Raw genomic sequence first — 22,104 nt, forward strand, 5'->3', positions numbered from 1 at the left:
CCTTGCCGCAGATGTCGGCAGGGAACGGGACTATTTCGGCTGGACCCCATAGGCGACAAGAAACGCCGCCACCGAGGCATCCGCGTGCCGTTCAAGTTCTGCCTTGGAGCGCCGGTTGCTTCCCGTGAACATAGCTTCATTCATCGGGATCCAAAGAAGCATTCCAAAAAGATGGCTGGCCGCCAGATAGGGGTCGCTGGTTTGTATCAGTCCTCGATTGGTGAGCTTTTGAAAGCAAGCCGCCGTCGAGGCAAGCATGCGCTCAAAACCTTTTTCGTACCAACTGCGGCCAAGCTGCGGCATTCGATCCGCATTGGCGATAATCAGGCGCCGCAGCTTCAACAGCTCTTCATCCATGAGAACCGCTATCAGACGTCGGGCAAGCTGCTGCAGGCCGCCTTCCATGAATTTCGCCTCGGAAAGCAGCGTCGTCACGGACTCGATGATGTCGTTGACCTGGCCAGCGGTTGACAGAACGACTTCGCAGAACAGGGTCTCCTTGTCGGTGAAATGCTTGTAGACGGTCTGCTTGGAAGCCCCCGCTTTGGTGGCGATTTCCTCCATGCTGGTTCCATCATAGCCCTTGCCGATGAACGCCGCCGTGGCCGCCTGGATGATCTCACGATCCTTGCGTGCTGATCTGGTCTCACCGTCGATTTCCATGGAATCCTCCTGACCAGTACTAGACGGTACCGTTCCCGCATGATAGTCATGACAACAGTACTAGACTGACTAGTACCCGTCAACGAAAGCAGGGCTTAAACCGATGAGCAAAATGATTTTCGTCAATCTACCGGTGCGCGATCTGCAGGCAGCGACCAACTTCTATCTCGCGATCGGCGGCACGCTGAATCCGCAGTTCTCGAACGACCAGGCCAGTTCGATCATGTTCTCCGACTCGATCGGGGTCATGTTGCTGACATACCAGCATTACAGCCAGTTCACAGCGCGGCAGATCGGCGACCCCAAGCGTGACAGCCAGATGCTGATCGCGCTCACCGCCGACAGCAAGGACGAGGTCAATGCCGTAATCGAGAAGGGCGTGGCGGCAGGCGGCCGCGCCGATCCCAACCCAGCGCAGGATCTCGGCTTCATGTTCAACCGCCACATCGAAGACCCCGACGGCAACGTCTGGGAATTCCTGTGGATGAACCCCGCCGCCATGCAATAGCCCGGCGGGATCAAGTCTCTAAAGCGCGTCGCGTCGAAACGGATTCATGCGACGCGCTTTAAACACTGGAGTCGGATTGCTAGACCGTCGCCGGGTCGAGCGCCGGCTGGCCCTTGCGGCGTGCGACGATCGCCTCGAAATCGGCAGTCTGGAAGGCATCGCGCAAGGCGTCGAAGGACGGCAGCACGAAATAGGCGCGCTGGAACTTGTCGATCTCGTAGCCGGTGCGCATCACCATTTCCAAGTCGAAGGGCACATGGTGCGCATCCTTGCTGTCGACAGCGAACTGCAGTTCGGTAAAGGACGACATCAGGCCGGCGCCAAAGGCCTTCAGCGGTTGGCCGGCCTCCTGCATAAGGCCGTACTCTGCCGTGTACCAGTAGAGCCGGGTGATCATCTCGTCACCGCCGAGAGCGATGATGTCGCCGGCCTTCTTGCCATACATCTGCATGAAGTCGGCGAAGACCGGCTGCGACAGCACCGGCACATGGCCGAAGAAATCGTGGAACATGTCCGGCTCGACGATGTAGTCGAGTTCCTGCCTGGTGCGCAGCCAGTTGGTGACCGGGAAGCGGCGGTTGGCGAGATGATCGAAGAAGGGGGCGGCGGGAATGAGGCCCGGCACCGCGACGATCTCCCAGCCGGTCAGCTTGCGCAGCTTGGCACTGACCTCCGCGAAATCGGGGATGCGGTCGAGCAGGCCGAGTTTTTCGACGCCGTCGAGATAGGAGTGGTGGGCGAGCTTGCGCGTCAGTTTGGTCTGGCGGTCGCACAGAGTGCGCCACACCGCCTGTTCCTCGGCGCTGTAGTCGTAGCCCTGCGCCACGGTGAAATCGGCACGGCAGACCGAATAGTCGCCGCGCAACCCTTGCGCCGCGCAGTCGCGGGCATATTCGGCAACACTCATCGTCGTCATGGTTTTTCTCCTCGCAAATCGGTGCTGTGAGGGTAACCGGATTTGCCGAGGCAATTTGGTTTTGATGATGGCTCATCAGCGATATTCGGGATAATATTCACTCACAATCCGCGCCGGAGGAGTGAAAATGCCTCAATTCGATGATTTCGAGATCAAGATGCTCGATGTCCTGCAGCGCGACGGCCGCAAGCCCGTCTCAGAACTGGCGCAGGAGATCGGCCTGTCGACGACACCATGCGCGCGGCGCTTCGAGGCGCTGCAGGACGCCGGCATCATCAAGGGCTTTGCCGCGGTGATCAGCCGCCGCGCGGTCGGCCTGATGGTCGAGGTCTTCATCCAGGTGCGCCTGGTCAGCCACAGCGACGGCTCGCCGGAAAAGTTCATTGCCGCCATGCAGCGCATGGACGAGGTGTCGGCGTGCTGGACGATGACGGGCGATCACGATTTCCTGCTGCATGTCATGGTGCCGTCGGTCGACGAGCTCAACGCCTTTGTCATGCACCGGCTGATGCGGCTCGACGGCGTGCGCGACGTCCACACGCAGCTTGTGCTGCAGAACATCAAGGGGCCCGGCCACGTGCCCCTCGCGCATCTCAGGCGATGATGGTGCCAGCCTTCCTCATTCCTGCGGAAAAGCTGCACGCAAACTGCTGAACCGGGCCAATCGGGCGGCTATATCGCCAACCAGCATATGCGGACCATCTCCCCATGAGGTCCGCCATGAAAATCGTCCTGATCAATCCGCCGCACACCGCCATCGGCAGCCGGGTGCCGGACGATCACCTGCCGCCGCTTGGTCTGCTGGCGATCGGCGGCCCGCTGATCGATGCCGGCCATCAGGTGCGGCTGGTCGATGCCGAATTTGGGCCGATGCCGCTCGGCACGGTGGTGCGCGACGCTCTGCATGACTTCCCGGACTTCGTCCTGATCGGCCATTCCGGCTCGACCTCGGCGCACCCGACCGCCCTGCTGATCGCAGGCATGATCAAGCAGCGCGAGCCGGCGACGATCATCATCTATGGCGGCGTTTTCCCGACCTATCACTGGCGCGACATATTGGCGGCGACCGATGTCTTCGACTTCATCGTGCGCGGCGAGGGCGAGGCGACCGTGGTGGCGCTGGTCGAGGCGCTGGAAATGCACCAGCCACCGGCGAGCGTCGCCGGCATCGCCTTTCGCGACGATCTGCGCCGGCCCTTCGCCACGCAGGCGGCCATGACGATCGCCGAGCTCGACGCCTACCGCGTCGGCTGGGAGCTGATCGACCACAGCCGTTACAGCTATTGGGGCGGTAAGCGCGCCGTGGTCATGCAGTTTTCACGCGGCTGCCCGCATCTGTGCAACTATTGCGGCCAGCGTGGCTTCTGGACCCGCTGGCGGCATCGCGATCCCAAAAAGTTCGCGCAGGAAATCGCCTGGCTGCACCGTAAACACGGCGTCGAACTGATCAACCTCGCCGACGAGAATCCGACGGTTTCGAAGAAGGCGTGGCGCGCCTTTCTCGATGCGCTGATCGCCGAGAACGTGCCGGTGCTGATCGTCGGTTCGACCCGCGCCGACGACATCGTGCGCGACGCCGACATCCTGCACCTCTACCGCAAGGCCGGTGTCATCCGCTGGCTGCTCGGCATGGAAAACACCGACGAGCAGACGCTGCAATTGATCCGCAAGGGCGGCAGCACCTCATCCGACCGCGAAGCGATCAGGCTGTTGCGAAAGCACGGCATATTGTCGATGGCGACCTGGGTGGCCGGCTTCGAGGATGAGGGGTTTCGCGACCTGTGGCGCGGCTTTCGTCAGCTGATCGCCTACGACCCGACCAGATCCAGGCGCTTTACGTGACACCGCATCGCTGGACGCCGTTCTTCCGCATCGCGCGCGACCGCAAGGTCATCCAGAGGGATGCCCGCCTGTGGGACTACAAACACCAGGTGCTGCACATGACCCGGCTGAAGCCATGGATGCTGTTCTTCAGCGTCAAGCTGATAGAACTCGCCGTACAGTCGCGGCCGAAGGCGCTGGCACGCATCGTGTTCCACCCCGACCCCGAGCAGCGGCATTCGATGCGCTGGTACACGAAAATGGGCCGCCGGGTCTGGTTCCGCGAGGTCTGGGGCTTTCTGGCCCGCGACGGCAGGGTGAAGGACGGCCCGACGCTTGCCGAATTCTGGGGCGCGCCGCAGGACGCGGAAGAGGAATCGATGACCGTCGCACGGCCGCCGCGCAAGCCGGCCGAAACCGCTGTCGCGATCTCGTCGAGCGCCTGACCAGGCTCGCGGCACTCTCGCAAAAATACGCGACGTATGCGTATTGACATACGCAACGTATGTACCCATTTCATACATACGAGGCGTATGTAAGTCTGCCTCGAACAGTGGAGCGCAGGTCGCGATCGTCGGGAGATCGGGCCTGCCCTTTGTTTGAATGGAGTGAAAATGACCAAACGCGATGCAATCTTCCCCGCCGGCCGGCAGGCGCTGTACGAGATCAACCGCTATTCGGCGGCGATCCGCTCGGGAGACCTTCTGTTCGTCTCCGGCCAGGTCGGCAGCCGCGAGGATGGATCGCCCGAGCCGGTTTTCGAGAAGCAGGTCCAGCTTGCCTTCGACAATCTCGCGGCCGTGCTGAAGGCCGCCGGCTGCACGTTGGACGACATTGTCGACGTCACCACGTTCCACACCGATCCGGCCGCGCAGTGGCAGGCAATTGACGCCGTCCGACTGAAGGTGTTTGGGGAACCACCTTATACGAACTGGACCGCGGTGGGCGTGAACTGGCTGGCGGGCTTCGACTTCGAGATAAAGGTCATCGCGCGCATCCCCCAGCCCGCCTGATCGGCCGGCCGTGGGCGACGCAGGGCGTCGCCTCAGGGCACAATCAGCGTGCCGGCGCCGTGTTCGGTGAAGAGTTCCAGCAGCACCGCATGCGGCGTCTTGCCGTTGAGGATGACGACGCCTTCGACGCCGCGCTCGATCGCCTCGATGCAGGTCTCGACCTTGGGGATCATGCCGCCCGAGACCGTGCCGTCCTTGATCAGCGCCCTCGCCTCGGCGACGGTCAGCTCGTCGATCAGCTTCTTGTTTTTGTCGAGCACGCCGGGCACGTCGGTGAGGAACAGCAGGCGCGAGGCCTTGCAAGCGCCAGCAATGGCTCCGGCAAAAGTGTCGGCGTTGATGTTGTAGGTGTGGCCGTCGCGGCCGGGCGCCACCGGCGCCAGCACCGGGATCATCTCGGAGCGCGCCAGGAGGTCGAGCAGCGTGCGGTCGACCTCGACCGGCTCGCCGACGAAACCGAGATCGAGCACACGCTCGATGTTGGAGTCGGGATCGATCATGGTCTTGCGCGCCTTTTCGGCGAACACCATGTTGCCGTCCTTGCCGCACAGGCCGATCGCCCATTCGCCCTCGGCGTTGATCAGCGCGACGATCTCCTTGTTGATCGAGCCGGCGAGCACCATTTCGACGATCTCGACCGTCTTCTGGTCGGTGACGCGCAGGCCACCCTCGAATTTGGATTCGATGCCCATCTTGGCCAGCATGGCGCCGATCTGCGGCCCGCCGCCATGGACGACGATCGGGTTGACGCCGGACTGTTTCAACAGCGCGATGTCGCGCGCAAAAGCCTTGCCAAGCTCGATATCGCCCATGGCGTGGCCGCCATATTTCACCACGACGGTCTTGTGTTCGTAGCGCTGCATGTAGGGCAGTGCGCGCGACAGCAGGGCGGCCTGCATTTCGGCGGTGGCGGTTATCTCCGTCATCGGCATGGTTCCCGGCTTTTGATTTGTGCATGTCGTTGTCCCAGAACCGCTGGGCACTTTTGGGCGACATGCACTTGGAAAGGACGGCGGCGTCTTAGCGGGAATTGGCCCGGGCCGCAAATGGCATTGCTGTCATATTCGAACGTCTCACGACGTCGTCATCGCGAAGGCACCATCAGCGGCGCCCTGCGGCCGAGCCAGCCCGAGAGCTTCTCCATCTGCGCGGCGAAGGACAAAAGCGTCTCTTCGTCGCCCAGGCGGCCGGCGGCCTGGATGCCGAGCGGCAGGCCGGCGTCGGTGACATAGACAGGCATCGCGATCGACGGCTGGCCACTGACATTGTGGATCGCCGGCCAGTGCGTGAACAGAAGGCTCTTGTCCATCAGCTGGCCGAACAGTGGCTTCAGCTTCAGCAAAGGCGTCAGGTGAAGCTTGTCGAGCAGGTTTTCGATCAGCTCATCGGCGCCTTTCGGATCCATGGCGCCGCAGGCGAGCGGCGGGTGCGCGATGACAGGCATCAGCACCGCATCGTACTGCGCGGTCTCTTCGATCATCCGCCGCGAGACGGCATGCAGCCGCTGCAGGCTGGCATAGATCTCGCCGGCCGAGAGCATTTCACCCAGTCTGCCGAGCACCCGCGTGGCGCGCTCGACGTCGCCGGTAACGGAACGGCCGACGCGCAGCGATTCCGCGCGCAGCATGCCGGCGACGGCGGAAGCAACCGTCCTGCAGAAGTCGGCCATGAAATCGCGACCGATGAAGGGCAGGTCGATGTCCTCGACGGTGTGACCGCCCTCACGCGCAAGCGCCACCGCCGTGTCCAGCGCTTTCATTGTTTCAGCCGAGATCGGCAGGCCAAGCGGCGATTTGCGATAGACGGCGAGCCTGAGCTTGCCGGGATCGCGCGCGGCGGCAGCAGCGAATGTGCCCTTCGGCGGCAGGGCCGCATAGGGCGACAAGGCGTCAGGGCCGTGGGTGAGGTCGAGCAGCAGCGCGCAATCGCGCACCGAGCGGGTGACGGCATGGTCGACCACCATGCCGTACCAGCTTTCGCTGACCAGCGGGGTCAGCGGGATACGGCCGCGCGAGGTCTTGAGGCCGACCAGGCCCGTGCAGGCGGAAGGCACGCGGATCGAGCCGCCGCCATCCGAGGCATGCGCCACCGGCACCACGCCGGCGGCGACCAGGGCTGCCGACCCCCCCGACGAGCCACCGCTGGTATGGCCGGTGTTCCAGGGATTGCGGGTGATGCCGAAGGCTTTCGATTCGGTCATCAGCCGCAGCCCGTGTTCCGGCGATGTCGAGGTGACGATCGGAATCAGCCCGGCGGCAAGGTAGCGCTCGGTCATCACCGAATTGACATCGGGCACTAAGGCCGGAATGCGGCTGCCGCCATGCGACGGCACGCCCTTGATGGCGATGCCGAGGTCCTTGATGGCAAAGGGCACGCCGGCCAGCGGCAGCGAGCGGTCGATCGTCTTCGCCCTGGCCCGTGCGGCCTCATAGAGCGGCTCGGCCGTGGCATTGATTTCGGGCCTTGTGGCCTCGGCGCGCGCGATCGCCGCTTCGGTCAATTCGACAGGCGAGACCTCGCCCTTGCTCACCAGCCCGGCGAGGCCGGTTGCGTCTTGTTCCCACAGGATCCGTTCGACCGACATGGCGCGCTCCCCCACTCCGGTCAAGCTAGCCAGCGGCGATTCCCTTGGCAATCGAAGCCTGCGGCCGGAGGCCGGAACTTTAGGCGCACAGAATATTTCCGGCGTTGCAAATACAGCGTAATCGCCTAATTTGACCCGCATGACGCCGCAGGACATCACCAAGCTGATTGTCCGGACTTCGATGAAGGATCGGGCAGCGTTCGATCTGCTCTACCGGCAGACCAGCGCGAAACTTTTCGGCGTATGCCTTCGTGTATTGAACGACCGGGGAGATGCTGAAGAAGCGCTGCAGGAAGTCTTCGTCAAGATATGGACGAAGGCGGATCGTTTTGCTGTCTCGGATCTGAGCCCGATCTCCTGGCTGGTGGCAATCGCACGCAACCACGCGATCGATCGCGTCAGGGCGCGGCGCAAGCCTGCCGCCGATATCGACGCCGCGCTCGACGTGGCCGATCCGGCACCGGGACCTGAAGCGATGGTGGTGGCGGGCGACGAATCCGAGCGCATCCATCATTGTCTCGAAGAGCTGGAGAAGGACCGAGCGGCGGCCGTCCGGGGCGCTTATCTCAAGGGCGAAAGTTATGCCGAACTGGCGGAACGCCACGGCGTGCCGCTGAACACGATGCGTACCTGGCTGCGCCGCAGCCTGATGAAACTTAGAGAATGTCTGGAAAGATGACACTGGCAGAGGACAATGGACCGGAACGTGGAGGCGACGACCTGCTCGCCGCCGAATACGTTCTTGGCGTTCTGCCGGTGGAAGAGCGGCAGATCGCATCCAGGCGCATCGACACCGAGACCGATTTCGCGCGGCTCGTCGATGGCTGGGAAGTGCACCTCTCGCCGCTGGCCGCCGCCTATGCGGAGGTCGAGCCGCCAGCTTCGGTGAAGCCGGCGATCGACCGCCGCCTGTTCTCGAGCACGGCTCAAACCTCTGCCGCACCAAGCGCCGGCCTGTGGTCCAGCCTCGCCTTCTGGCGCGGCCTTGCCGTCGCGGCTGTTGCTGCCCTGGCTCTCTATGTCGTCGTGCCCTATGTCAATCGGCCGGCCGAACAGCCGCAGGCGCGGCTTGTCGCCTCGCTGGCCGCCGACGGCAGCGATGTAAAATATCTTGCCGTCTATGATTCCGAGCGGCATGAGGTCAGCCTTTCACACGTTTCCGGCACGCTCGCTTCCGGCAAGGACTTCGAGCTTTGGATGATCGAGGGCAAAAACGCCCCGGTCTCGATGGGCGTCATCCCGGCCGGCGCGACCGCGCATATCGGGGTCTCGCCCGCCACGCAGCAGAAGCTGGCGCAGGGCGCGGTGCTGGCTGTCAGCCTGGAGCCTTCAGGCGGTTCGCCGACCGGGCAACCGACCGGGCCAGTGGTTGCCGCTGGCGATCTGAAGGGCATCTGACCGGATTCTCCTCACCGCGAACCCGTCGCCAGAATAATCCAAATCTATCTTGTGTCACGCATGTCTAAATAAGCGCGCGTGCCGGCAAACCGTTGCTCCGGGTAAATCTCCTCGCCCGAACAAATAAAATAAAAATCCAAAAATAGTCTGAAACTCCGGCGTTTGTGTTCCGTATCTCCTCGCGTCCCCAAAGATGGGAAGAGAAACCCGAGGAGTTTGAACATCATGCGTAGATACGCCACCCTTTTGCTCGCCGGTACGATCGCCGTTTCCGCGCTTGCCACCGCGGCCTATGCGGAAAACCCGATGGTCGGCGGCGCCGCCATGTATGCCCAGAAGAACATCGTCGAGAACGCCGTCAATTCCAAAGACCACACGACGCTGGTCGCCGCCGTCAAGGCGGCCGGCCTGGTCGAAACCCTGCAGGGCGCCGGTCCGTTCACCGTGTTCGCGCCGACCAACGAAGCCTTTGCCGCGCTGCCGGCCGGCACGGTCGACACGCTGCTCAAGCCCGAGAACAAGGACAAGCTCACCAAGATCCTGGCGTGCCATGTCGTCGGCGCCAAGGCGATGGCGGCTGATGTCGCCTCGATGGCCAAGGCCGACGGCGGCACGCACAAGGTCAAGACCGTCGGCGGCTGCGAGCTGTCGCTCAAGGCCGAAGGCGGCAAGGTCACCGTCACCGACGAGAACGGCAACGTCGCCAATGTGACGATCGCCGATGTCGAGCAGTCCAACGGCGTCATCCACGTCATCGACAAGGTTTTGCTCCCGAAGATGTGATCGGCCCTGGAATGTAACAAAGGGCTTGCAGCGACGAACCTGCAGCAAGAGCCCTCGGTCGGTTGCATGATCTCGCTCCCGCGACCTGCAGACGACACGCGTGCTCCGCGCCGCCCACGGTCTACCGTGGACCGGCGCGGAGTGTCGTTGAGGACCACCGTCACTGGCTTTTGACGTCTGCGTGGCGGTATAGTTTGGCAAAAAGAACAACCGGAGGAACTGGTCATGAACCGTCGCGACTTTCTTTTGAGCGGTGCCGCCGCCATCGGCGTCGTCGGGGCCGTCGGCAACCATGCTGCGCATGGGCAGTCCGCAGACGGCTCAGGCCGCCGAGAAATTCGAGATCACCAAGACGGACGACGAGTGGAAAGCCATCCTGTCGCCGGCCGCCTTCGACGTGTTGCGCAAGCAAGGCACCGAGTATCCCGGCACCAGCCCGCTGCTCAACGAGCACCGCAAGGGCATTTTTGCCTGCGCGGGCTGCGACCTGCCGGTCTATCCCTCGGAGACGAAGTTCGATTCCGGCACGGGCTGGCCGAGCTTCTGGCAGGAGATCGCCAACGGCATCGGCAAGACCGAGGACAGGTCGCTCGGCATGACGCGCACCGAGGTGCATTGCCGCCGCTGCGGCGGCCATCTCGGCCATGTCTTCGACGACGGACCGGCGCCGACCGGCCTGCGCCACTGCATCAACGGCGTGGCGCTGACCTTCAAGCCCGCCGCGGCCTGAACCAGCTATAAACGCAAAAAACTCCGGGTCTTGCGGCCCGGAGTTTTTTGCGCGGTCAGAGTTTTTCGGGCGTGGACTGGAGGAGCTTCCCGAAACCGCCGCGTGTGGTTCTTCTGTCAGTGCCCGCCGCCGCCTCCGCCACCAGGTGCGGCCGGCTTGTTGATCAGCATGGTGAACAGGCCGAGCGTCGCGAACAGCACCGTCAGCATGTAGAACACGTCCATGAAGGATAGCAGCGCCGCCTGCTGCTGGACCATGCCCGACAGTTTGGAGATCGCGGCACTGGTGGCATCGAGGCCCGTGACCTGCTCGAAATTGAGCGTCATGTTCTGCAGCTTGGTCTGCGCGGCCGCACTGCCCCACTGCACATGCTCGGCGAGCCTTGCATAGTGGAAGGCGTTGCGGTCGATCAGCACAGTGTTGATGAGGGCAAGGCCGACGGCACCGCCGAGGTTGCGGGTGAGGTTGAACAGGCCGGACGCGTTCTTCAACCGGTCGGGCGGCAAGGTGCCGAGCGCGATGTTGTTGATCGGCACCATGCACAGCATCATCGAACAGCCGCGCAGGATCTGCGGGATGAGCAGCTCATAGAAATCCCAGTCGGCGGTCAGATGCGTCATCCACCACGTACCGGTGGCGAAGCCGAAGAAGCCGATCATCATCATCAGCCGCAAATCCATCTTGCTCGACAGGATGCCGGAGATCGGCGCTGTGACGAACATGGCCAGGCCGCTGACGAACAGTGCCTCGCCGATCATCATCGAATCGTAACCGCGGATACGGCCGAGGAAGACCGGATAGAGATAGGTCAGGCCATAGAGGCCGATGCCGATGACGAAGGAAAACAGCGAGCCGAAGGCGAAGTTGATGTTGCTGAAGGCCCGCAGGTCGACGATCGGCTCCTCGGCGGTGAAGACGCGCCAGAAGAAGATCACCGCGCCGATGGTCATGACGATGGCACAGATGAACACTCCCTGGTCCTGCAACCAGTCATTGTTCGGACCCTCTTCCAGCACATATTCCATGCAGCCGAGGAAGGCCGCCATGCCGGCAAGGCCCCACCAGTCGAACTTGTTGAACAGCTTGAGATTGGGCTTGTCGAAATCGATCAGCGACCAGGCGGCGGTCGCCACCAGGATGCCGGGCACGACATTGACCAGGAACAGCCAGTGCCATGAAAAGGCGTGGCTGATGTAGCCGCCGACGGTCGGGCCGATGGTCGGCGCCAGCGTCGCCACCAGGCCGATCATCGGCGAGACGATGGCGCGCTTCGAGGGTGGGAAGATGGTGAAGGCCGCGGCAAAGACGCTCGGGATCATGCCGCCGCCGATGAAGCCTTGCACGGCGCGGTAGACGATCATCTGGTCGATGTTGGTGGCTGTCGCGGCGAGCGCGCTGGCCGCGGTGAAGCCGGCGGCGGCGATGGTGAACAGCACGCGCGTCGACAGCATGCGGCTGAGGAAGCCCGACAGCGGGATCATCACCACTTCGGCGATCAGATAGGCGGTCTGCACCCACGGAATTTCATCGGAACTGGCGCTGAGGCCCGCCTGGATCTCGGCCAGCGAGGCCGAGACGATCTGGATGTCCAGGATCGCCATGAACATGCCGAACACCATCGCCAGGAAGGCAATGACACGGCGTGTGGAGATGGTGTCCGGGACCGCCTGCCGTGCCGGTGGCGCTCCTGCGGTGATGGTTGCGGTTGCCATTGCATGGGCCTCCTTGAGGCAGGCCGGGCGGCCCGGTGCTTAATCAGCCACCGAGCCGCCCTCCGAAAAGCGCTTAGTTGGTCGTGGCGGCAGGTGCGGTGCGGCTGTCAACGTTGACGACAACACTCAAGCCAGCACGCAGCTTGCCGGTCTTCAGGGCATCGGCCGGGACGTCGATACGGACCGGAACGCGCTGCACCACCTTGGTGAAGTTGCCGGTGGCATTCTCCGGCGGCAACAGCGAGAAGACCGCGCCCGAGGCCGGGGCGAGCGACGAGACGGTGCCCTGGATGGGATGGCCGTCGATGGCGTCGACCGAGATGTTGACCTTTTCGCCAGGAACCAGCCGGGCAAGCTGCGTCTCCTTGAAGTTGGCGACGATGTAGAGCTTGTCCAACGGCACGACGACGGCGAGCTTCTGGCCGGGGCTGACGAGATCGCCCTGCTCGACCGAGCGGTTGCCGACGACGCCGTCATAAGGCGCCTTGAGCACGGTGAAGGACAGGTCGCGCGCGGCCTTGTCGTGGCTGAGCTGCAGGGAGGCGAGCGTGCTCGCCGACTCGCCGCGCTGCGCCTCAAACACGCCGATATTGGCCTGCGCGGCGGCGATCTGGGCATCGGCGCCGACGAGAGCGGCATTGGCCTGGTCGAGCGCGGTCTGGGCATCGTCCAACTGCGCCTGCGTGCCGACATGCGTCTTGACCAGTTGCGCGGCGCGCTGCTGGGCACGGGCGGCATTGTCGGCGGCGGCCTGGTCGGCGACCTTCTGCGCCTGGGCCTGCTGCAGGGAGGCCTGCGCGGCCTTGGTCTGCGCGTCGATGCGGTCGAGCGTCTTGGCCAGCGTGGCGATCTGCGCCTCGGCCTGGGCGACAGCGATCTTGTAGTCGCCATCATCGATCGTCAGCAGCGGGTCGCCGGCCTTGACCAGCTGGTTCTCGCTGACCTTGACCTGGTCGACATAGCCGGAGATCTTGGGCGAAACGAACGCCATGTCGGCCTGGACATAGGCGTCGTCGGTCGAGATCATGAAACGGCCGGTGGTCCAGTAGTCATAGCCGTACCAGGCGCCGCCGCTCAGCAGGGCAAGGCCGATGATCGGCAGCAGGAACGAGCGCACCGAGCGCTTCTTCCTGGCCGGAGCTTCGGCTGCAGGCGGCGGTGCCACCGGCAGGACGGGAATTTCCGGTGCTTCCGTCGCCGGAGCGACCTTGGCGTTGGGGAAAGGGCGGACTTCGGCAGTGGTGGGCGCGTTCGAGGACATGACAACTCTCTAAAGTAATAATACTGAACCGTTCGGTTCGATCTGGCCGTTGACATAGCGTGAAAAGAGGACCATATCAAGAGGCAATCGAACCGGTTGGTTCGAATTATTTTCGAGGTGTCACCCTATGGCCGAAACCTTACCCAATGCCGAAACCGCCGCCAGTCTCGACAAGGAACAGTGCGACCTGCTGGACAGCTTGCGGCGTGGACGCCCGGCGGCCGGGCAGGATCCGGTCAAGCGCAGCCAGATCATCGACGGCGCCCGCCGTGTCTTCATCGAGAAGGGCTTTGAAGCCGCCTCGATGAACGACATCACGCGCGAGGCCGGCGTCTCCAAGGGCACGATCTATGTCTATTTCGCCAACAAGGAAGAGTTGTTCGAAGCGCTGATCGAGGAAGAGCGCGGTACCATCTTCAAGAACATGTACGACATGCTCGACCGTGCCGACGATCTGCGCCAGACGCTGGTGAAGTTCGGCAAGGTGCTGTCGATGAAGATCACCTCGGCCAGGGTCATCCAAGCCCAGCGCACGGTGATCGGCGCTTCCGACAGGATCCCCGACATGGGTGCGCGGTTTTACGAACGCGGCCCCAAACGCGGCCATGACAAGGTGATGGAATTCCTCAATGCCGCCATCGAACGCGGCATGCTCAAGATCGACGATGTCGATCTTGCCGCCTATCAGTTCACCGAACTGTGCCTGGCCGGCCTTTTCCGCCAGTGCATCTTCGCCTACCGCACCAAGGCCCCGAGCCAGGAAGAAATCGATCACATCGTCAGGTCGGGCGTCGACATGTTCCTGAAGGCCTACGGCACGGAGAGGCTTTTCGAGGAAGAACGCCACCAGATGATTGCCCTGGAGGCAAAGGCCTAGAGCGATTCACCGTTTCATGGAAACGGCGAACCACTCTGACTCTTTGTTTTGACGCAATTCCCAAGGGAAAGCGCTATGCGCTTTTCCCGAGAAAACCGCTTACATTTTCCTGGAATTGCTCTAGCCGCCATTGGCCGCAAGCACGATCGCGGCCTGCAATTCCTCCATGCCTTCGCCCTTTTCCGACGATGTCGCCAGGACGAACGGAAACGCCGCCGGGCGCTTCTTGATCTTGGCCAGCGTCTCCTCGATCAGCCGCGGCACGCCGGCGACCTTGATCTTGTCGGTCTTGGTCAGCACGATCTGGTAGGACACCGCCGCCTTGTCGAGCAGCGACAACACTTCGTCGTCCTTGGCCTTGATGCCGTGGCGGGCGTCGATCAGCACATAGACCCGCTTCAGCGTCACCCGGCCCTTGAGATAGTCGAAGACCAGTTTGGTCCACTCGTCGACCTTCTCCTTGGGCGCGGTGGCGTAGCCGTAGCCCGGCATGTCGACCAGCGCCATCGGCGGCAGGTCGGCGCCTTCGCCCGAAAATCCGTCCGGCACGAAATAGTTGAGCTCCTGCGTGCGCCCGGCGTGTTGGAGGTGCGCGCCAGCCCCTTCTGGTTGACCAGAGCGTTGATCAGCGACGATTTGCCGACATTGGAGCGGCCGGCAAAGGCGATTTCCGGCGGCCCTTCCGGCGGCAGGAATTTCATCGCCGGCACGCCGCGGATGAAGATCCACCCGCGCGTGAACAGGTCGGTGCTGATCACAGTGCTGTTCAGAGCGTTCAAGCTGCTGCCTCCAGAAGAGAGATATTGGCGCCCCTGATGGCGTCGAGGTTGCGGCCGATCTTGTCCACCGGCCAATGCCACCATGCCAATGCCAGCAGCCGCCTGATCGTCCTGTCGTCGAAACGCATCTTCACCACCTTGGCCGCGTTGCCGGCGACGATCGCATAGGGCGCCACATCATGCGTCACGACGGATTTGGCGGCGATGATGGCACCATGGCCGATTTCCACACCGTGCAGGATCACCGCCTCCATGCCGATCCAGACATCGCTGCCGACCACCGTATCGCCGCGCACCTCCTTCGACCATGTCGCCGGGTCAAAGCCCTTTTCCCAGCCATGGCCGAAAATGTTGAACGGATAGGTCGAAAAGCCGGACATTGCGTGGTTGGCGCCATTCATGATGAAGCGCGTGCCTTCGGCGATGGCGCAGAACTTGCCGATGATGAGCTTGTCGCCGATGAAGGGATAGTGGTGCAGAACGCATTTCTGCGCGAATTTGTCCGGCCCGTCCGGGTCGTCATGATAGGTGAAGTCGCCGATCTCGATGTTAGGCTCCGTCACCAGCGGCTTCAGGAAGCCGACGCGGGTGTGCATCGGGATCGGGTGCTTGATGTCGGGGTTGGGTCCGTCCATGTCGGTTCGTCCGGGATTGGCAGGCGCATCCGCAACCGAAAGCGCCTGGTCAAAATAACGTGATCCGCCCTATAGCACCAATCGGCTGAGGAGCGAGCCTTCCTTGGCGGACAAGCTCATTTGTTGCCGCGGCAGATCACGATCGGATTGGACAGAGCGCTGTCGAAACCACTGCCCTGGTAGATCGTGACGTTCGAGGCTCCGGGCGGCAGCAGGAACGTGCCTTCGACAATTTTCTGATCGCCCGCCATCGTGTGCAGAGCCCAGCTGAACGTGCAGAATTGCGGCGGTGCCGTGGGTTCGACGTGGCTGCAGTTCAGCTGCGCGCCACCCAGCATGGCGGCACCGCCGCAGCTGACCGCCTCCTTTGCAACCGCCGCGACCGGACATCCGACGAGCGCCGTCACGGCTGCGATCCTGATCCAGTTCATCGTCGAAATCCTTGCCGGAAAACGCTCGCCGCCAAGGCGGCTTTTCCGCGCCGTGGCCCATGCGATTTTTGTTCCGGGCGGCTTAATCCGTCTTGCACGCGCCGTCCAGCAGGATTATGTGCATGATGATAATAAGCATGCTCACGAAAAGTTGCCGTAGATCCTGATCACCTCCCATGTCCTCCTCGCCCAATATCAGCTCCGTGCTGCACGACGTCGCGCGCCTGCTTCGAAAGCGGTTTGAGCAGCGTTCGCGGACATCGGGGCTGACCCGCGGCAACGGCCAGAAAACACGAGACGAGGCCTTTGCCGGTCTCTCACCTGAAACACAGCAGCATCTGCTGCAAACCCTAACCTTGATCAAATCCAATCTGCTCGCGGCTTGCACCCAGCCTGCCGTCGACCGGGAGAAAGTACATGGCTGAATCAACATCCCCCAAGAAGCCTGCCGAAGACGACCCTTCCACGGGTCGGACCGGCGACCAGGTCATCCGGTTGGACAGCGAACGCGAACAGAGACGCGCCAATGTCGTTATCGGCAATGACGAACTGGAAGCCCCGGCTGCGCTGGCGCCGGCGGCACTCGAAGCTCCGGCCAAGGAGCCGCGGGCACAGCCGGCCGCTGTCACCGTTGCCCCTCCTGCCCCGGCCAAGCCGAAGCGCAGCCTGACGCGGCCGGTGCTGTTTGCCCTGCTTCCCGTCGCGCTGGTCGTCGGCGGCTATTATTACGTCACCGGCGGCCAGGTGATGACGACCGACAATGCCTATATCCAGGCGCAGTCGCTCGGCGTGTCCACCGACGTCTCCGGCACCGTGCAGGAGATCGACGTGCACGAGAACCAGGCGGTGAAGAAGGGGGACGTGCTCTTCCGCCTGCGACCGGCCTCCTTCGAAACCGCGCTTGCCGCCGCCCAGGCCCAGCTTGGGACCGTACGCAACCAGGTGCTCACGCTGCAAGCGAGCTATCAGCAGTCGCTGGCGCAGATCGAGCAGGCCGAGGCCGACATTCCCTATTACGAGGCTGCCTTCCAGCGGCAGCAGGACCTGCTCAAGACCTCCACCGCCTCCAAGGCGTCTTTCGACAGCGCCCAGCACGACCTCGTCGCCGCGCGCCAGAAAGTGGCGGTCGCCAAGTCGCAGGCGCAGGCCACGCTTGCCCAGTTGGGCGGCGACGCCGACCAGCCGGTGGAAAAGAACCCGTTCTATCTGCAGGCCCAGTCGGGCGTCGACGATGCGCAGCGCAACCTCGGCGATTCCGTGGTCAAGGCGCCGTTCGACGGCGTCGTCACCAATGTCGACGCGCTTCAGATCGGCAAGTATCTGCCGGCTTCGCAGCCGGCCTTCAGCCTGGTGTCGTCGACCGATCTGTGGATCGAGGCGGAGCCGAAGGAAACCGAGCTGACCTATGTGCGGCCGGGACAGACGGCGACAATCAGCGTCGACACCTATCCGGGTGCCGTCTGGCACGGCACGGTTGCCTCGATCAGCCCGGCCTCGTCGTCGAGCTTCTCGCTGCTGCCGGCACAGAACACCACCGGCAACTGGGTCAAGGTCGTGCAACGCATCCCGATGCGCGTGACGGTCGACGACGCCAAGGGCAAACCGCCGCTGCGCGGCGGCATGAGCGTGGTGGTCGACGTCGAGACCGGCCACGCCCGCGGCCTGCCGGACTTCGTCACCAGTCTCATCAACCGGTTCGGACAGAAATCATGACCAGCGCGACCGCGGCAGGTGCCACACCGGTGGTCGCCAATCGCGGCGCCATCACAGCCTGCGTGATCCTGGCCGTCATCATGCAGGCGCTGGACACGACCATCGCCAATGTGGCGCTGCCGTACATTCAGGGCAGCGTTTCGGCCAGCGCCGACCAGATCAACTGGGTGCTGACCTCCTACATCGTCGCGGCGGCGGTGATGACGCCGCCTTCGGGCTACCTTGCCAACCGTTTCGGCCGCAAGCGCATCCTGTTGACCTCGATCACCGGCTTCGTGGTCGCCTCGGTGCTGTGCGGCTTCGCGCAGTCGCTGCCGCAGATCGTCGGCTTCCGCCTGCTGCAGGGCCTGTTCGGCGCGGCGCTGGTGCCGCTGTCGCAGAGCATCCTGCTCGACATCTACAGTGTCGAAGAGCGCGGCTCGGCGATGGCGCTGTTCGGTGTCTCGGTGATGGTCGGCCCGGTGCTGGGACCGGTCATCGGCGGCTGGCTGACCGAGAATGTCAGCTGGCGCTGGGTGTTCTACATTAACGTGCCGATCGGCGCGCTGGCTTTCGCCGGCGTGTCCCTGTTCGTCCTGGAAACCAAGCTGGACATCAAGGCAAGGCTGGACTGGCTGGGTTTCGGCATGCTCAGCATCACCATCGCGGCGCTGCAGATGTTTCTCGACCGCGGCGAGCAGCTCAACTGGTTTTCCTCCTCCGAGATCATCGTCGAGGCGCTGATCTGCGCGTCGGCCTTCTACATCTTCCTCGTCCACACCTTCACCGCCAAAAACACCTTCGTGAATCCGCGGCTCTTCCTGGATCGGAATTTCGCCGTCGGCATGATCTTCATTTTCATTATCGGCATCACCTATCTCGCCTCGCTCGCCCTGATGACACCCTATCTGCAGACGCTGATGGGCTATCCGGTGGTGACGGCCGGCATCGTCATGGGCCCGCGCGGCCTCGGCACGATGGCGTGCATGTTCCTGGTCGGCAGACTGATCGGCAAGGTGGATACACGATGGCTGCTGTTCATCGGCCTCGCGATCACCGCCTGGGCGATGTACGACATGACCGGCTGGACCCCCGACGTCTCGCAATGGACGATCATCAGCACCGGTTTTATCCAGGGGGCCGGCTTGGGCTTCCTGTTCGTGCCGCTGACCACCATCACCTTCGCCACGCTGGCGCCGGAGCGGCGCGCGGAAGGCACCGGCCTTTACAATCTGTCGCGCAACATCGGCTCCAGCGTCGGCATCTCGGTGGTCACCGCACTCTTGACGCAGAATGTGCAGATCAACCATGCCAACATTGCCACCTACGTGACGCCCTTCAACCAGGCGTTCGGCAATCCGGCGATCGCGCAAGCGATGAACCCCTACACCGCCGCCGGCCGCGCGGCACTGGACGGTGTGGTGACGCTGCAGGCGACTGTTATCAGCTACATGGACGACTTCAAGCTGATGATGATCCTGTCGCTGGCCGCCATTCCGCTGGTGCTGTTGCTGCGCAAGCCAGGCACGCCGGCCAAGGTCGATCACAGCGCCGTCATGGAGTGAGGCCGAGGCCCGGGCTGACGCGTCCGGACCCATCACGCATGTACCCCTCAAAAGAAACCGGGGTCCTGTGAGGGACTACAGGACCCCGGCCTCGCCGATAACGGCTTCCCTAGGAAATATGGACCTCGTCATGAGGCGGGGATGGCAGACCGAGAAAGCCCCAACCAGCTGCCACTGCCCCCTTTCGCCGGAAGTCGTTACTTCGGCAACAGCACCTTGTTGACGACATGGATGACGCCGTTCGACTGGTTGACGTCGGCGATCGTCACCTTCGCCTCGCCGCCGGACTCATCCATGATGTAGAGCTTGCCCTTCTTGACCTCGGCGGTGAGCGTGTCGCCCGAGACGGTCTTCATCTCGTATTTGCCGCCCATCGCCTTGGCCTTCTTCATCATCTCGGCGCCGGAAATCTTGCCGGCCACGACATGCGCGGTCAGCACTTTGGTGAGCTTGTCCTTGTTCTCGGGCTTCAGCAGCGTGTCGACCGTGCCGGCCGGAAGTGCGGCGAAGGCCTCGTTGGTCGGCGCGAAGACGGTGAACGGACCTGCGCCCTGCAATGTGTCGACCAGGCCGGCGGCCTTGACGGCGGCGACCAGCGTCGTGTGGTCCTTCGAATTGACGGCGTTCTCGACGATGGTCTTGGTGGTGTACATCGGCGCGCCGCCGACATTCGGGTTCTTGGCGTAGGCGGGAGCGGCAATCGCCACGCCGGCGACAAGGGCGGAAATGGCTATGATCCTGAATGACGGCAAGCGCATGTGGTCTTCCTCCGGGTGAGGGCTGATCGGAATTGATAGCCTTTGGAAATGCACACGCAGTCACGCCCCGCGACCGCTGGCAGTTTCGCCGATCACGGGAACGTGAACAGATATCCGCCCAAAGAAAAAGCCCGGGCGAACCGGGCTTTTTCGGGAAGAGAGCTTCTATTCCGCTGGAGACGGTTTCTTTCGGAACAGGGCCACCAGATTGTCCCACAGCTCGATCTTGGCGCCCTGGCGCTTCATGATGACGCCCTGCTGGAGGATCGACAGCGTGTTGTTCCAGGCCCAGTAGATGACGAGACCGGCCGGGAAACCTGCCATCATGAAGGTGAAGATTATAGGCATCCAGGTGAAGATCGCGGCTTGCGTCGGATCCGGCGGCGTCGGGTTCATGCGCATCTGCAGGAACATGGTGACGCCCATGATCAGCGGCCACACGCCAATCATCAGCATGTGCGGCAGCGTCAACGGGATCAGGCCGAACAGATTGAAGATCGAGGTCGGATCGGGCGCGGCCAGATCCTGGATCCAGCCGAAGAACGGCGCATGGCGCATCTCAATGGTGATGTAGAGCACCTTGTAGAGCGAGAAGAAGACCGGGATCTGCAGCGCCACCGGCCAGCAGCCGGCGAGCGGATTGATCTTCTCGGTCTTGTACAGCTCCATCATCGCCTGCTGCTGCTTCATCTTGTCGTCCGCGTATTTCTCGCGGATTTCGAGCATCTTGGGCTGCACCTTCTTCATGTTCGCCATCGACGCGTAGGACTTGTTGGCGAGCGGGAAGAACAGGGCTTTGACGATGACGGTGGTGGCGAGGATCGCCAGGCCGAAATTGCCGAAGAATTTGTAGAGCGTGTCGATCAGCCAGAACATCGGCTTGGTGATGAAATAGAACCAGCCCCAGTCGATCACCAGATTGAACTGGCGAATATGACGGTCCGCCTCGTAGGCGTTGATCTTGGCGACTTCCTTGGCGCCGGCGAAGATCTCCGTCTCGACCGTCGCGGACTGGCCGGCCTCGACATTGATCGCATCGGTCAGGAAGTCGGACTGGTAGCGGTGGCGGCCATCCTCGAAAAAGGCGTAGCGCGGCTGGAAAGGCTGCTTCTCGGTCGGCACCAGCGTGACGGCCCAGTATTTGTCGGTGATGCCGAGCCAGCCGTCGGTCGACTTGCCCGGCGTGACCTGCTTTTCAGATTCGATCTTGGCGTATTTGTATTCGGCCAAGCCCTCAGTGCCGGTAACGCCGATCAGGCCCTCATGCAGCACGTAGGTGCTGGCGACGGCCGGCTTGTCGTAGCGCGTGACGCGGCCATAATTGAACAGCGAAACCGCGCTCGAGCCGGAATTCTGCACCGTGTCCGACACCGTGAACATATAGTTGGCGTCGACGGAGAAGGTGCGCTTGAAGGTCAGGCCCTTGTCATTGGTGTAGGTGAGCGTGAGCGGCGTCGACGGGGTCAGCGTCGGATTGCCGTCCACGCTCCACTGTGTTTCCACACCCGGCACCGTGCCGGTCTTGTCGTTGCCAACGAAGCCGATCTCGGCGAAATAGCCGGTGGGCAGCGCCTGCGGGTTGAGCAATTCGATCTCGGGCGAATTCTTGTCGACGGTCTCGGTGTAGTGCTTGAGCTTGAGGTCGTCGAGACGCGCGCCGGTCAGGTTGATCGAGCCCTCGAGGCTCGGCGTGTCGATCTTGACGCGCTTCGAAGCGGCCAGCGCCTGGTCGCGGCCGGCGGCAGTGACGGTGTCACCGCCGGGCGCGTTGGGAATGGTGCCCGGCGCCGGCGCCGGCGCTCCAGCACCCGGATTGGCCGCCTCGGCCGCCTTCTTCTGTTCTTCCACGCGCTGCTGCTCGATGCGGGCGGCCTGACGCTGCACCTCGCTGCGCGGCAGCACATAGAAATACTGCCACAGGGCCAGGATCAGCACCGACAGCGCGATGGTGATGAAGAAGTTCCGGTTGTTTTCCATC

At 63.0% G+C, this 22,104-nt stretch carries 20 protein-coding genes and 3 pseudogenes; 12 read left to right on the forward strand and 11 right to left on the reverse strand.

From position 1 onward, the window contains the following. Positions 1-30: 30 nt before the first annotated feature. A complete protein-coding gene (locus AC0V8S_RS03270) occupies positions 31-663 on the reverse strand; it encodes a TetR/AcrR family transcriptional regulator (RefSeq protein ID WP_183464681.1) in 633 nt (210 codons plus the stop codon). Between the two features lie 103 nt (positions 664-766). Here AC0V8S_RS03270 and AC0V8S_RS03275 point away from each other — a divergent pair, with 103 nt between their 5' ends. Next, on the forward strand, positions 767-1,171 hold the full coding sequence (locus tag AC0V8S_RS03275; RefSeq protein ID WP_183464680.1) for a VOC family protein: 405 nt from the start codon (positions 767-769) through the stop codon (positions 1,169-1,171). A 79-nt stretch (positions 1,172-1,250) separates the two neighbouring features. On the opposite strand, the gene phhA is transcribed toward AC0V8S_RS03275, so the two are convergent. After that, the gene (phhA, locus tag AC0V8S_RS03280; protein ID WP_475436804.1) at positions 1,251-2,087 is read right to left on the reverse strand and encodes a phenylalanine 4-monooxygenase; all 837 of its coding nucleotides are present in this window, start codon (positions 2,085-2,087) and stop codon (positions 1,251-1,253) included. A 127-nt stretch (positions 2,088-2,214) separates the two neighbouring features. Between phhA and AC0V8S_RS03285 the strand changes: the two genes are divergently transcribed. The 3 genes and pseudogenes from AC0V8S_RS03285 (at position 2,215) to AC0V8S_RS03295 (ending at position 4,921) form a co-directional block, all read left to right on the forward strand. Then, positions 2,215-2,691, forward strand: a complete 477-nt coding sequence (locus tag AC0V8S_RS03285) for an Lrp/AsnC family transcriptional regulator (RefSeq protein ID WP_183464678.1) — start codon at positions 2,215-2,217, stop codon at positions 2,689-2,691. 116 nt (positions 2,692-2,807) lie between these two features. Then, positions 2,808-4,354 (forward strand): annotated as a pseudogene (bchE, locus tag AC0V8S_RS03290) (magnesium-protoporphyrin IX monomethyl ester anaerobic oxidative cyclase). Positions 4,355-4,522: 168 nt separating this feature from the next. Further along, a complete protein-coding gene (locus AC0V8S_RS03295) occupies positions 4,523-4,921 on the forward strand; it encodes a RidA family protein (RefSeq protein ID WP_475436805.1) in 399 nt (132 codons plus the stop codon). A gap of 32 nt (positions 4,922-4,953) precedes the next feature. Here AC0V8S_RS03295 and argB read toward each other — a convergent pair whose 3' ends face one another. Both argB and AC0V8S_RS03305 read right to left on the reverse strand, forming a co-directional pair. Then, complete coding sequence (argB, locus tag AC0V8S_RS03300) at positions 4,954-5,847, reverse strand: acetylglutamate kinase (protein ID WP_258588154.1); 894 nt, start codon at positions 5,845-5,847, stop codon at positions 4,954-4,956. Between the two features lie 158 nt (positions 5,848-6,005). Beyond that, positions 6,006-7,505: an amidase gene (locus tag AC0V8S_RS03305; protein WP_475436806.1), complete on the reverse strand. Its 1,500-nt coding sequence runs from the start codon at positions 7,503-7,505 to the stop codon at positions 6,006-6,008. A 139-nt stretch (positions 7,506-7,644) separates the two neighbouring features. Between AC0V8S_RS03305 and AC0V8S_RS03310 the strand changes: the two genes are divergently transcribed. The 4 genes and pseudogenes from AC0V8S_RS03310 to msrB all read left to right on the forward strand — a co-directional run bounded on the left by AC0V8S_RS03310 (position 7,645) and on the right by msrB (position 10,416). Then, complete coding sequence (locus tag AC0V8S_RS03310; RefSeq protein WP_095203779.1) at positions 7,645-8,184, forward strand: sigma-70 family RNA polymerase sigma factor; 540 nt, start codon at positions 7,645-7,647, stop codon at positions 8,182-8,184. Further along, positions 8,181-8,903, forward strand: coding sequence for an anti-sigma factor (locus AC0V8S_RS03315; protein WP_475438563.1), 723 nt, complete (start codon positions 8,181-8,183; stop codon positions 8,901-8,903). Before AC0V8S_RS03310 ends, AC0V8S_RS03315 begins: the two co-directional genes overlap by 4 nt. Positions 8,904-9,128: 225 nt before the next feature. Continuing rightward, the gene (locus AC0V8S_RS03320) at positions 9,129-9,686 is read left to right on the forward strand and encodes a fasciclin domain-containing protein (protein WP_475436807.1); all 558 of its coding nucleotides are present in this window, start codon (positions 9,129-9,131) and stop codon (positions 9,684-9,686) included. A 225-nt stretch (positions 9,687-9,911) separates the two neighbouring features. Next, a pseudogene (gene msrB, locus AC0V8S_RS03325) lies at positions 9,912-10,416 on the forward strand (peptide-methionine (R)-S-oxide reductase MsrB). Positions 10,417-10,532: 116 nt separating this feature from the next. On the opposite strand, the gene AC0V8S_RS03330 reads toward msrB, so the two are convergent. Together AC0V8S_RS03330 and AC0V8S_RS03335 are read right to left on the reverse strand one after the other, a co-directional pair. Then, positions 10,533-12,128, reverse strand: coding sequence for a DHA2 family efflux MFS transporter permease subunit (locus tag AC0V8S_RS03330; protein ID WP_475436808.1), 1,596 nt, complete (start codon positions 12,126-12,128; stop codon positions 10,533-10,535). A 73-nt stretch (positions 12,129-12,201) separates the two neighbouring features. After that, positions 12,202-13,389: an HlyD family secretion protein gene (locus tag AC0V8S_RS03335; RefSeq protein WP_475436809.1), complete on the reverse strand. Its 1,188-nt coding sequence runs from the start codon at positions 13,387-13,389 to the stop codon at positions 12,202-12,204. Between the two features lie 127 nt (positions 13,390-13,516). On the opposite strand from AC0V8S_RS03335, the gene AC0V8S_RS03340 reads away from it, so the two are divergent. Then, a complete protein-coding gene (locus AC0V8S_RS03340) occupies positions 13,517-14,266 on the forward strand; it encodes a TetR/AcrR family transcriptional regulator (RefSeq protein ID WP_475436810.1) in 750 nt (249 codons plus the stop codon). A gap of 120 nt (positions 14,267-14,386) precedes the next feature. Here AC0V8S_RS03340 and yihA read toward each other — a convergent pair. From yihA to AC0V8S_RS03355, 3 genes and pseudogenes are all read right to left on the reverse strand, one after another. Beyond that, positions 14,387-14,967 (reverse strand): annotated as a pseudogene (gene yihA / locus AC0V8S_RS03345) (ribosome biogenesis GTP-binding protein YihA/YsxC). A 74-nt stretch (positions 14,968-15,041) separates the two neighbouring features. Further along, positions 15,042-15,680, reverse strand: coding sequence for a CatB-related O-acetyltransferase (locus AC0V8S_RS03350; protein WP_475436811.1), 639 nt, complete (start codon positions 15,678-15,680; stop codon positions 15,042-15,044). 116 nt (positions 15,681-15,796) lie between these two features. Further along, the gene (locus AC0V8S_RS03355) at positions 15,797-16,111 is read right to left on the reverse strand and encodes a hypothetical protein (RefSeq protein ID WP_475436812.1); all 315 of its coding nucleotides are present in this window, start codon (positions 16,109-16,111) and stop codon (positions 15,797-15,799) included. 176 nt (positions 16,112-16,287) lie between these two features. On the opposite strand from AC0V8S_RS03355, the gene AC0V8S_RS03360 reads away from it, so the two are divergent. Genes AC0V8S_RS03360 through AC0V8S_RS03370 form a run of 3 tightly spaced genes read left to right on the forward strand, consistent with a single transcriptional unit; the run spans position 16,288 to position 19,368 of the window. After that, positions 16,288-16,536 carry a hypothetical protein gene (locus AC0V8S_RS03360; RefSeq protein ID WP_475436813.1) on the forward strand — a complete coding sequence of 83 codons (249 nt, stop codon included), beginning with the start codon at positions 16,288-16,290 and terminating at the stop codon, positions 16,534-16,536. Continuing rightward, on the forward strand, positions 16,529-17,824 hold the full coding sequence (locus tag AC0V8S_RS03365) for an HlyD family secretion protein (protein ID WP_475436814.1): 1,296 nt from the start codon (positions 16,529-16,531) through the stop codon (positions 17,822-17,824). Before AC0V8S_RS03360 ends, AC0V8S_RS03365 begins: the two co-directional genes overlap by 8 nt. Beyond that, a complete protein-coding gene (locus tag AC0V8S_RS03370; protein ID WP_183464666.1) occupies positions 17,821-19,368 on the forward strand; it encodes a DHA2 family efflux MFS transporter permease subunit in 1,548 nt (515 codons plus the stop codon). Before AC0V8S_RS03365 ends, AC0V8S_RS03370 begins: the two co-directional genes overlap by 4 nt. A gap of 197 nt (positions 19,369-19,565) precedes the next feature. Here the strand turns inward: AC0V8S_RS03370 and AC0V8S_RS03375 are convergent, their stop codons facing one another. Both AC0V8S_RS03375 and yidC read right to left on the reverse strand, forming a co-directional pair. Continuing rightward, on the reverse strand, positions 19,566-20,126 hold the full coding sequence (locus tag AC0V8S_RS03375; RefSeq protein WP_183464665.1) for a fasciclin domain-containing protein: 561 nt from the start codon (positions 20,124-20,126) through the stop codon (positions 19,566-19,568). A gap of 165 nt (positions 20,127-20,291) precedes the next feature. Further along, positions 20,292-22,103 carry a membrane protein insertase YidC gene (yidC, locus tag AC0V8S_RS03380; RefSeq protein ID WP_475436815.1) on the reverse strand — a complete coding sequence of 604 codons (1,812 nt, stop codon included), beginning with the start codon at positions 22,101-22,103 and terminating at the stop codon, positions 20,292-20,294. Position 22,104 lies beyond the last annotated feature (1 nt).

It is taken from the genome of Mesorhizobium oxytropidicola (assembly GCF_056174625.1).